The following is an 11,117-nucleotide window of genomic DNA, read 5'->3' as shown; positions in this document are numbered from 1 at the left end:
GGAGTACGACGCACGCGCGATTTGACGCGCGTCGGGGCGGCGCGGATCCGGCGGTGTACGCGACTGCGCGAAGTGAGCGAACGAGTGTTTGCTGGAATCCGTCTCGGAGTCTTAGGAATAGTTAGCTCAAGCCCACTGACCGAACTGAGGCTTGAGGATCTCGTTGACATCGACGCCGACGCCGCCGACTTTTCTCTTGTCGATCTCCACCTGGTGCAGATTGGCGGCGGGATGGGTGTAGCCCTTAGGCGAGCCCCAGTTGTGCTGCCAAAAGTACGCACCCAGGCCGTCGTGCACGGCCCAGTCGATCGTTTTCGAGTTGGCGTACACGCCGGTGCGCTGGTGCCCGATCACCGATTCCCAGGATCGCAGGTACGGCGCGATCTGGTTTTTGTACTGATCCAGCGACGGATCGTCGTCGATGGATGCGTAGATAGGGGCGCCGGCCGGGCCCCCGGCTGCGGCGTGCAGTTCGGCACCGCGCTTGGCGTGCTGCATTCCGGCGGCGGCGCCGCCAAGCCAATCGGAGGTGCTGCCCTTGCCGAATTGATAGCAGGAGACGATCTTGAGCCCGCCCCCGTGCAGGTCACGGGCCTCGGCGAGTTGGATCGGCTTGCCGAGCATCCAGGCGCCGTCGGGCCGCCGGTCGGACACGTACCGGATCGATCCGACCGCGCCAGCGGCCTTGATTTCACTCGCGGGAATGACGCCCGCCGCGTAGTCGAGCAGGGTGCCGAGCGAAGCCGATGCCGGTGACGCGCCCCAGGACGCCGCGGCACCAAGGCCAAGCAGGCCGGGAGTTGCCGCCGCGAGTTTGAGCACGTCACGTCGAGACACGGACATACGGCACAGGGTACGACAAGAATCCCATCAGACACGTTAGCCACAGCAATCACAGCTGTATCACATTTGTTGGGCGGGCTCCGATGCCGGCAGCACGATGACCACGATCGCCTCCAGTCCGCGAACCGCGGTCTGGCGGCCGATTTCGTCGATGAACAGCGGCGCCGCCGCGTTGATCGAGCGTGCCCACGCGCGAAATCCCTGCACCATCACCGGGTCGTTCTCCAGCACCGGTTGCACCCCGCGCAGCGCCGTAACCACATCGTCGGGCCATGGGTCGGCCACCTGCTCGTCGATCCAGGAACGTGCGAGGTCGGCTGCAGCCGCTGTGTTTTCACCCAACCCGACTACATCGTCGGCAAGTTTGCGCAATCGATCAAATAGCACCCGGCCGCCCGGGGTTTCGGAGAGTTCGGTCATCAGGGTGCTGGCCGCGGGCGGCAGCAGCATCTGTCCGAACAATGCCGGAACCGGTAGCTGCCACTCGTCGAAAAGTTGGGCGTACATCGCGGCCACGGGTGCAGACAGCGGCGCCGAAAGTCGGCCCATGACGCCGATGCTGTCTCGGTGCGTGGTCGCCAATCTGTGCAGGATGCGTTCGTTGACGTCGCCGGCCCCGGCCTCGGTGGCGGCATCTATCGCGGTGATCAGCTGATCCAACCGGTCGCGCTGGAGCACCAGCGCCGTTCGGTGTTCGTCGAGCAGCGAGGCCAGTGTCGTCTGCCCGTCATCGAGCAAACGCGCGATGTCGTTGATGCCGACGCCAAGGCTTCTCATCAGGTCGATGCGCAGCAGGTCGAGTACCTGCTCGACATCGAACACCCGGTATCCGTTGCTCAGATGCTCGGCGCGCAGCAACCCAATTTTCTCGTAGTGCCGGATGCGACCCGATGCGATGCCGGTCAGGGCCGTGACGTCGCCGATCAGGAATCGCTCAGCCACTTCTTGACCTTACAACGGTCGTAAGGTCTCTACTGGAAGCAAGAACACCGGCTGTACTGGACTACCGCAGGAGTCTTCCGATGGATCACGACCAGCTCATCGACCTCACCCGCCGTGCCCTGAAACTGGCGCGCGACAAGACCACCGACCTCGCTGCGGCCCCGCATCGGGTCAATGCGCGGGAGTACACCTCGCGCGAGCGGCACAACCGCGACTGGGAAATGGTGATGGCCAGCCCGCAACTGGTGGGGTACGTGTCGGAGTTGCCACGGCCTGGCGCGTACTGCACCAAAACGGTGATGGGCCGTTCCATCCTGTTGACCCGAACGTCCGACGGCACGGTGAAAGCCTTCAACAATGTCTGCCTGCACCGGCAGTCGCAGGTTGCCTCCGGATGCGGCGTCGCGAAACGGTTCACCTGCCCCTATCACGCGTGGACGTATGACAACACCGGCCGACTGGTCGCGTTGCCCGGCCGCGAGGGCTTCCCCGAGACGACGGTGAAGTCCGATGGGCTGACCGAACTGCCGGCCACTGAATTCGCCGGATTCCTCTGGATCGCACTCGATCCCGGCGCGACTCTGGACGTCGCGGCGCATTTGGGGCCGTTGGCCGAGGAACTCGACTCGTGGGGCATCGGCCGGTGGTCACCCCTGGGCGAGAAGGTGCTCGACTCTCCCATCAATTGGAAGCTGGCGATCGACACCTTCGCCGAGAACTACCACTTCGCCACCGTGCACGAGCGGACCTTCGCGACCATCGCGCGCAGCAACTGCACGGTTTTCGATTCGTACGGCCCGCACCACCGGTTGATCTTCCCGCTCAACACAATCCTGTATCTCGACGACAAACCCGAGGACCAGTGGGTTCCGTTCCACAACCTGGTCGTCATCTACGCGCTGTTCCCCAACATCGTGATCTCGGTGACGATGGCCAACGGCGAGTTGTTCCGCGTCTACCCAGGCGACCGCCCGGACCGATCCATCACGGTCCATCAGAACTCGACGCCGCTGGACACCTCCGACGAATCCATCGCCGCCGGGGCGCAAGCTGTCTTCGAGTACGCGCACGCGACCGTGCGCGACGAGGACTACCGACTGGTGGCGGGGTTGCAGGCTAACCTCGAATCCGGTGTCCGCGAACAACTTCTGTTCGGGCGTAACGAGCCCGGACTTCAGCACCGCCACATCGAGTGGGAACGTGCGTTGGCAGGTCCGCCGTCAGTCCCGTGACGATCGCTAGCGCGGCCGTCCTTTGGCCGGGCGCAGCGGGTCGCCACCAATATCCGCTGACAAAGCGGCGACCAGATCGTCAAGGACGGCGGCTGTCATACCGTCCCGACCGGGTCGCAGTTGCGTCGCCAAAGCCAGTGCCTCGTCACGTTTCCCGGACGCCAGCAGCGGTGCAAGTTGATCCACCGCCGCCTGCAATTCCGGATCGGCCGATTCGGCGTTCGCGACGGTGGCCGACAGCACCTGCACCAACTCCCAGTCCCGGTACATCGCCAGCGAACGCTCATTGAAGGCGAATGCGGTCACCGGCCGACCCGCCAGCGTGCCGCGATATCGATACGGCCCCTCCATGTATTCGATCGGCAGACCGTGCGCCGGTGCGGCCACCAACGGTTCCCCGACAATGTCCAATTGCAGTGCTGCACAAGTAATTCGATGACGGTCGGGCATGTACCTGGCCTTCACCGGCGGGCGGATCAGGGGCCTCATCGCATCCGGCCATCGCACATAACTGTCGATGCTGACGTCGAAGTCCTCGACGCACTCGGGCGGCCGGGACGCGTCCGGATAGCTCGTCGTGATGCCGGTAAACGGTTGCAGCGCATTGCCTTCGGTACGCAGGAACTGACGCCAGATGCTCATGTCGACACCGTTGTCAAAATTGATCGTGCGCCATTCGTGCGACCTGGTGCGTGGCGGCTCGCCGGTCCCCCCGCCCGCATACCTCGGAAACCATTGGCGATCAACGTGTCCCGCAGTGCCGCTGACCCGCTCTTCCCGATCACCCCAGCGCAAGGTCCCGTTCATGACCATGCCGGTCTGGAAGTAGGAGTACGTGTTGCCTTGGCCGAAGCAGGCGATCTCGCCGTTGTAGGTCGATGCTCCCAACGGTGTCGGCGGGCGCGTCGGCGCCGCGGTCAGGTCAAGTTGCATCGACTGACCCGCCTGGTCGGTGCCCACCAGGCCGATGTCGTAGGTGTAGGGCAGCAACTCCCCGTCGGCGTCGCGAGTCGTCGCCCATCGCGCGACGCCCGCTTCGGTCTCGTAAGTCAGGCCGAGGTGGCCTACGACGCAGTTCAGTTTGGGTTTTGCGCCCGGTTCCATGCTGGCCGGTGGCATGTCGTATTCGGTGTAGGTGCCGTATTCGCCGGTGTCGAGATCGAACAACGCGAGTGTGTAGAAATCGGCGACGATCGAACCACCCGGGCGGTTCTTGTTGAAGATGGTCAGGAATGCGAACGATCGACCCGTCTCGGCCGCGGCGAGTTCGCCGGCGATGAACCAGGTGTCGGACTCCTGGTCAGGGTGACCGCCTTCGGCGGCGGGGAAATCCAGCGCGCTATCGCCGGGCACCAACTGGAATGGGTAGCTTCGCCAATCACTGGTCATGTCACGCCTGTCTCGAGGAACCTCGGGTGCACAACCCGGCCACCGCAAAATCGCGCTTTTTTGCTATGTTAGCATCAATAGCGAAATTACCGCCGCCTGCCTTGAGGTGATGCTGCAATGACGGCGAATCCCCGTTCGTACGACGAACTGTTCATCGGCGGTGGCTGGCGTAAACCCGCTGCGCCACAACGGCTCACAGTCATTTCGCCGCACTCCCAGGAGCCGATCGCCGAGGTTCCGTCGGCCTGCGCCGAGGATGTCGATGCGGCGGTGGCATCCGCCCGGCATGCCTTCGACCACGGCCCGTGGCCACGGCTGGCACCCCAGGAGCGGATGCGCAAGATCGAAGAACTGGCGGCCATCTACGGGCGTCACATCGAAGATATGTCCGACCTGATCACCGCCCAGATGGGTTCGCCGCGCAGTTTCAGCCGTCTGGGTCAGGCTGCCGGCGCCGCGTCGATGATCCACCTGACGGTGGCCGCTGCCCGCGAATTCCCTTGGGTGGAGCGCCGTCGAGGCGTACTGGGCGAGGCGCACCTACGCCGGGCTCCCGTTGGCGTGGTCGGGGCGATCGTGCCGTGGAACGTGCCGCAATGCCTGATCATGCCCAAGCTGATCCCCGCTCTGCTGGCCGGCTGCACGGTCGTCATCAAGCCTGCGCCCGAAACCCCTTTGGACGCATTGTGGTTGGCCGAGATGATCGAGCAGATCGAACTGCCCGAGGGCGTGGTCTCCGTGGTCACCGGTGGCCCCGATGTCGGTGAAGCCTTGGTCAGGCATCCAGGGGTGGACAAGATCTCCTTCACCGGTTCCAGTGCCATCGGTCGCCGCATCGCCACCCTGTGCGGCGAGCAACTGAAGCGGGTGAGTCTGGAACTCGGCGGCAAATCGGCGGCGATCGTTCTCGACGATGCCGATATCCCCAAGACCGTCGCCGGACTGAAGATGGCCGGCCTGATGAACAACGGACAAGCCTGCGTCGCCCAGACCCGCATCCTGGTCAGTCAGCGCCGTCACGATGAGGTCGTCGAGGCACTGGCCGACATGATGGCGGCGCTGACTGTGGGCGATCCCACCGACGAGAAGACAGACGTCGGTCCCCTTGTCGCGCAACGGCAACAGCAGCGGGTGCAGGATTACATCCGCTCCGGTCAGCAAGAAGGCGCCCGGGTCGTGGTCGGCGGCGACAGCAGTCCCGCGGCGCGCGGGTGGTACGTGCAACCCACGCTGTTCACCGACGCGACCAACGACATGCGCATTGCCCGCGAGGAGATTTTCGGTCCGGTCCTGACCGTCCTCACCTATGCCGACGAAGACGACGCGATCCGCATCGCCAACGACAGCAATTACGGTCTGGCCGGTTCGGTATGGACCGCCGACACCGCCCGCGGCCTGGAGATCGCCTCCCGGGTGCGCACCGGTACCTACGGCATCAACATGTACATGCTCGACATCAGCAACCCGTTCGGTGGCTTCAAGCAGTCAGGTATCGGACGCGAATTCGGGCCCGAAGGGATCGACGAATACGTCGAGTTGCAGTCGGTGGCGTGCAACGGAAAGCTGCCGCCGCTGGACAGCTAGGGCTCCAGCACTTCAAGGGTGACCTCGGCGGGACAGCAGAGTTCGTCGCGCTGGTTGTAGACCCCGACCTCAAGCTCGACGAGGTATTGCGGCTTTGGCCCAGAAGTGTTGCATCGCTTGGCGATAGCCTTCGCCCGACCGATCATGGTGTCACCCGCGTAGATCGAACCCGCCAGCGCGATCTTGCGCCGCAGGACTCGGCTATAGGGACCGGCCCAGTCCGTCGCTACCCGGTCGACGAAACCGGCGAGGTGCATGGTGTTGACGAAGATCGTCGGATGACCTTGGCGCTTGGCATATTCCGGGTCGAAATGCCCGGGGAAGAAGTCCCAGGTGGCGCTGGCGTTCATCACCACCCGTTCGTAGCTGATCTCGTCGACAACCTCAGGCAACTCGGCGGGGACGGTCAAACCGTGCCAGTCGAACCGGCGCTCATCTGCCATCCGCAGCCGCCCGCGGATTGAAGCGGAACAGGGTATTGCGGTTCAACGCCACTGCCGCTCCGTCGTCGCGATAGAAGGTGTCGAGTGTCTGAACAAAGTGTCCAACACCGAGTTTGGTGGTTTTCTCCGGCGACACAGATGCGACTTCCTCGACGATCGAGAGCCGATCGCCCTCCACCACCGGAATCAGGAACTCGGCTTCATTGGACGCGTTGACAAAGGTTTTGCCCGGCAAGGGAACCCGGATCACCAGTCCCGCCGCCGGCCGCTCACCGTTGGCGGACCACGGCTGCGGAATCAGCCAGCCCATCAACATTCCGGGCGGACCGACCAGCCCGCCCCACGTCCGGGTCGCGAAATCGGAGTCCCAATACGCCGGGTTGCCGTCGCGCACGAGGGCGGCGAAATGCTGAATCCGCGCTCCGCTGACCACAGTTCCCGCCACCCTGGCCTCGGTGCGAAAGCCCACCATTTTCAGCGCGTCCTCGTAGGTCCCGAACGCGTACTTGTAACTGATGTCGTCAGCCATCGACCGTCAGAATAACTTTTACGTGCCGTCGTTGCCGGGGGCGCCGGGAGCACCGGCGGGGACGCCGGAGCCACCGACGGAACCGGAGCCACCGGCGCCACCGGCGCCGTACTGACCGGGCGCCCCGTTGTTCCCGTCGGTCCAGCCGGTGCCGCCCTTGCCGCCTGCACCGAACTGTGCACCGTCGGCACCGTCGGCGCCCTTACCGCCGCTGCCGCCGGGGCCGGAAAGGCTATTGCCGCCGTCGCCGCCACCACCCCCGCGTCCGCCGGTGCCGCCGTTACCACCGGTGCCGCCGTCAGCGCCATGGCTACGGTCATCGCCTTGAACACCGTTGCCACCATCACCGGCGTTGCCTCCGACGCCACCTTGGCCGGCGGCGCCGCCCGACGCACCGACGCCGCCACTGCCCGGCCCGTTGGCCGCGCCGCCGGAACCGCCGAGACCACCGGTGCCGCCAACTCCGCCGACGCCACCATTGCCACCGCGCGCACCGTCTTCGGCGTACTGCTGGGGAGTGCTGCCACCGTGGCCGCCGGTGCCACCATTGCCTGCGTCGCCGGCGTTACCGCCAAGCCCGCCGGCACCTCCGTCGCCTGACCCCAGTGCCTGGCCGCCGGCGCCGCCAATGCCGCCGGCACCACCCTTGCCGCCGGCACCGCCGTCGCCGCCGACGCCGGTGTGCGGGCCGGCGCCAATGGTAAGGCCGAAGCTGGTGCCGCCGTTCCCGCCGTTGCCGCCGCCGCCTCCGGTGCCGCCGGCACCGCCAACGCCGCCATCACCCGAAATCGAACCGCCGGCACCGCCAGCCCCGCCATTGCCGCCGGCAAAGCCACTGGAGCCGCCTCCACCGGCGCCGCCGGGGTCTCCGTCAACCCCGTTGGTGCCGATTGAGCCGGACCTACCGGCCTTGCCGTTACCGCCAGCACCGCCATCGCCGCCGTTGCCGACCACCCCGCCATTACCGCCGGCCCCGCCGGCGCCCGCGCCGCCGCCGGCACCGTCACTACCAGCACCACCGTTGCCGCCGTTACCGGACGGGCCGGCCGCCGCGGCACCGTCGCCGCCGTTGCCGCCGGCACCGCCGCCACCCCCGGCACCATCGGCACCAGAGGCCGCTTGAACGGGATTGTTGGTTTCGCCACCCACGCCGCCGACGCCGCCAATTGCACCTGCGGTGCCGTCGGCGCCGGTACCGCCATTACCGGCGAGGCCGGAGGCGGAGTTGCCGCCGTTCCCGCCCTGACCGCCGAGACCTCCGGCACCACCAGCACCGCCGACACCGCCGGCACCGTTGGCTGAAAGGTCGGAATGCCCACCGGCACCGCCCTTGCCGCCTACACCGGCTGCTCCCGCGGAGCCGGCGTTGCCGCCAGCACCGCCGGTGCCTGACCCGAGGGCCGCGCCGCCGGCTCCGCCGAGGCCGCCGGTACCGCCCCCTCCGCCGATGCCACCGGTGCCCGCGGTACCGCCGGGGCCGAAAACGGAGGTCCCGCCGCTGCCGCCGAGCCCACCGACCCCGCCTGCGCCAGCAGACCCGCCGAGACCGCCAGCCCCGCCGTCGCGTGACCCCTGGGCCGCGCCGCCAGCACCGCCGATACCGCCAACTCCACCTTTACCGCCGGTCCCGCCGCCACCGCCGGTGCCACCGGTATCGGTGGAGTTATTTTCGCCGCTGCCGCCGCCGCCACCGACGCCGCCGGCGCCACCGGCGCCGCCGTTGCCGCCGTTGCCGCTGGTGCCAGAGATCGCTCCGCCCGTGCCGCCGGCGCCGCCGTTACCGCCGTAGCCACCCGCGGTACCGGATCCGCCGGCTTGGCCAGCACCGTCGGTGCCGTGGATACCGGTGGCGCCGGTCGTCCCGGAGCCTCCGTCGCCCCCGTTGCCGCCGTTGCCGACCGCCCCGGCCGCGTCACCGCCAAGCCCGCCATGGCCACCTCCGACGATGCCATCACCGCCGGCACCGCCATCGCCGCCGTTACCAGAGGTTGAGCCGCCCGAGCCGCCATTGCCGCCGCCGCCGCCAACGCCACCCGAAGTGTTGCCACCGGCCCCGCCTGAACCGCCGTTGCCGACCGACCCTACGTTTCCACCAGCACCACCATCGCCGCCGTTACCGAGGCCATTGCCGCCACCGGCGGCACCGCCGTTGCCGCCACCGCCGCCGTTACCGGAGATCGCACCGCCCGAGCCGCCATTGCCGCCGGTGCCGCCGTCGCCTCCGAGGTTGCCGGCGCCGGCGTTTCCGCCGTGACCGCCGTTACCGACCGTCCCGGCGTTACCGCCGGCACCGCCGTCACCACCACCGAAGCCATTGCCACCGCCGCCGCCGTTACCGCCGTTGCCGGATGGAACGGCCACTGCCTTACCGTTGCCGCCGGCGCCGCCGGCCCCTCCGGTACCACCGGCAGCGGCCTTACCCGCGGCCCCTTCGGGGCCGTCATTACCCGAGATCGCACCACCCGCGCCGCCGAACCCACCTTCGCCGCGCGCTCCGCTGGACCCTGCGTGGCCACCGCTACCACCGTTACCGGCGGCGCCAGCCGCGGAGTCGCCGCCGCTGCCACCACTGCCGCCGTCTCTTCCGATGCCGCCATTGCCGCCGGCGCCACCGGCGCCGCCGTCACCTGTGCCGCTTGTGTCGTTCCCGCCGCCGCCCCCATAGCCACCGAACCCAGCGTCCGCCGAAGCACCGCCGGCACCGCCGGACCCGCCGACACCGGAGCCGTTGGCGGCACCGCCGGCACCGCCGGCACCGCCGTAGCCGCTGTTACCGCCGTTACCACCGGCACCACCGGTCCCGCCGGAGCCACCGAAGGCGAAGGTGTCGCCGTCGCCGCCCAAACCACCGTCGCCGCCGAACCCGCCCCGACCGGCGGCACCACCGGCACCACCGGCACCGCCGTTACCTGACCCCAGAGCCACGCCGCCAGCGCCCCCAGCGCCGCCGTTACCGGCGGCGGCGCCAGCTCCGCCGGCCCCGCCGGTGAAACCGGACTGTCCTATGAGGACGGCGTCGCTGCCGTCGCCGCCCGTGCCGCCATTGCCACCGCTACCGCCGGTCCCGCCCACTCCGCCGGCCCCGCCGTTACCCGAGATCGCACCACCCAAGCCACCGGCCCCGCCGTCACCGCCGCTGCCGCCAGCGGTCCCGGCGCCGCCGGCGCCGCCGGCGCTCTCGTCGCCACCGGAACCGGGTCCGCCAGTAACACCGGCGACGCCGTTGCCGCCGGCCCCGCCCTGCCCGCCGTTGCCGACTGATCCGCCGTTGCCGCCCGCGCCACCCTTGCCGCCTTGTCCGCCGAGGACGCCCTGGACACCGGCAGCGCCTTGGCCGCCCTTGCCGCCGTTGCCGCCGCTGGTGGCTATGGCACCGGCTTTGCCGGTAGCGCCGTCGCTGCCGCCGGTCCCGCCGGTACCGACTGCGCCGCCTTTGCCGCCGGCACCGACGGTGCCGTCGCTACCGCCGTCGCCGCCGCGGCCGCCGTCGGGGTTGCCGGTCACGCCGGCTGCGCCGGCACTGCCGTCCCCGGCTTTGCCGGTTGTGCCGCCAGTGCCGCCGGTGCCGCCGGTGCCATTGACCCCTGCGCTGCCCGAACCACCCTTAGCGACGCCCCCGGCGTTGCCGCCGGCGCCACCCTGGCCGCCGGTGCCGCCATCGCCGCCGGTACCACCGTTCTGCCCTGCTTCGCCGGCAGTTTGCGCGTCCGCTCCGTTGACACCGGCGCCGCCGGTCCCACCGCCACCGCCGGTACCACCGAGCCCACCGGTACCGCCGTCACCACGCACCGACCCGCCGAGGCCGCCAGCACCACCGGCACCACCAGCACCGCCAGTCTCACCGCTGCCGCCCGGGTCACCCGGGTTGACCCCGTCAGCACCGGCCGCACCCGTCGCGCCATTGCCGCCGGCGCCACCGGTACCGCCCTTGCCCAGGTTGCCGCCGTCACCGCCGACACCACCAGCCCCGCCCGTGCCGGGCAGATCCCCCGGCGCCGCAGCGGTCGCATTGCCGCCCTTACCGCCGACACCCCCGTTACCGGACGTCCCGGCCGGAAGCTGACCCTTGGCACCGGTCGCACCGCTGGTCCCGTCGCCGCTATCGCCACCGGCACCACCGAACCCGACCGCACCCGCATTGCCGCCATCACCACC

7 protein-coding genes and 1 pseudogene are annotated in these 11,117 nt (G+C 68.7%); 2 read left to right on the top strand and 6 right to left on the bottom strand.

Features of this window, described 5'->3' with window-relative positions:
- Positions 1-126: 126 nt before the first annotated feature.
- Positions 127-843, bottom strand: a complete 717-nt coding sequence (locus tag ACZY1I_RS14485) for a DUF1906 domain-containing protein (protein WP_463755148.1) — start codon at positions 841-843, stop codon at positions 127-129.
- Between the two features lie 60 nt (positions 844-903).
- Positions 904-1,785 (bottom strand): MerR family transcriptional regulator, encoded by an 882-nt coding sequence (locus tag ACZY1I_RS14480; RefSeq protein ID WP_463755147.1) that lies wholly within the window; start codon positions 1,783-1,785, stop codon positions 904-906.
- Positions 1,786-1,865: 80 nt separating this feature from the next.
- Here ACZY1I_RS14480 and ACZY1I_RS14475 point away from each other — a divergent pair, with 80 nt between their 5' ends.
- Positions 1,866-3,017, top strand: coding sequence for an aromatic ring-hydroxylating oxygenase subunit alpha (locus ACZY1I_RS14475; protein ID WP_463755146.1), 1,152 nt, complete (start codon positions 1,866-1,868; stop codon positions 3,015-3,017).
- A gap of 6 nt (positions 3,018-3,023) precedes the next feature.
- On the opposite strand, the gene ACZY1I_RS14470 is transcribed toward ACZY1I_RS14475, so the two are convergent.
- Positions 3,024-4,406: a lipocalin-like domain-containing protein gene (locus ACZY1I_RS14470; RefSeq protein ID WP_463755145.1), complete on the bottom strand. Its 1,383-nt coding sequence runs from the start codon at positions 4,404-4,406 to the stop codon at positions 3,024-3,026.
- 117 nt (positions 4,407-4,523) lie between these two features.
- On the opposite strand from ACZY1I_RS14470, the gene ACZY1I_RS14465 reads away from it, so the two are divergent.
- Complete coding sequence (locus ACZY1I_RS14465) at positions 4,524-5,990, top strand: aldehyde dehydrogenase (protein WP_463755144.1); 1,467 nt, start codon at positions 4,524-4,526, stop codon at positions 5,988-5,990.
- Here the strand turns inward: ACZY1I_RS14465 and ACZY1I_RS14460 are convergent.
- From ACZY1I_RS14460 to ACZY1I_RS14450, 3 genes and pseudogenes are all read right to left on the bottom strand, one after another.
- Entirely contained in the window at positions 5,987-6,433 is a 447-nt protein-coding gene (locus ACZY1I_RS14460; protein WP_463755143.1) for a MaoC/PaaZ C-terminal domain-containing protein, read from the bottom strand. The two genes, ACZY1I_RS14465 and ACZY1I_RS14460, sit on opposite strands and share 4 nt — an antisense overlap.
- Positions 6,423-6,962 carry an FAS1-like dehydratase domain-containing protein gene (locus tag ACZY1I_RS14455; protein ID WP_463755142.1) on the bottom strand — a complete coding sequence of 180 codons (540 nt, stop codon included), beginning with the start codon at positions 6,960-6,962 and terminating at the stop codon, positions 6,423-6,425. Before ACZY1I_RS14455 ends, ACZY1I_RS14460 begins: the two co-directional genes overlap by 11 nt.
- Positions 6,963-6,980: 18 nt before the next feature.
- Positions 6,981-11,117 (bottom strand): annotated as a pseudogene (locus ACZY1I_RS14450) (PE family protein); the annotation flags it as partial.

It is taken from the genome of Mycobacterium sp. IDUB_37 (assembly GCF_055419245.1).
This window is presented reverse-complemented; position numbering and strand designations above follow the sequence as displayed.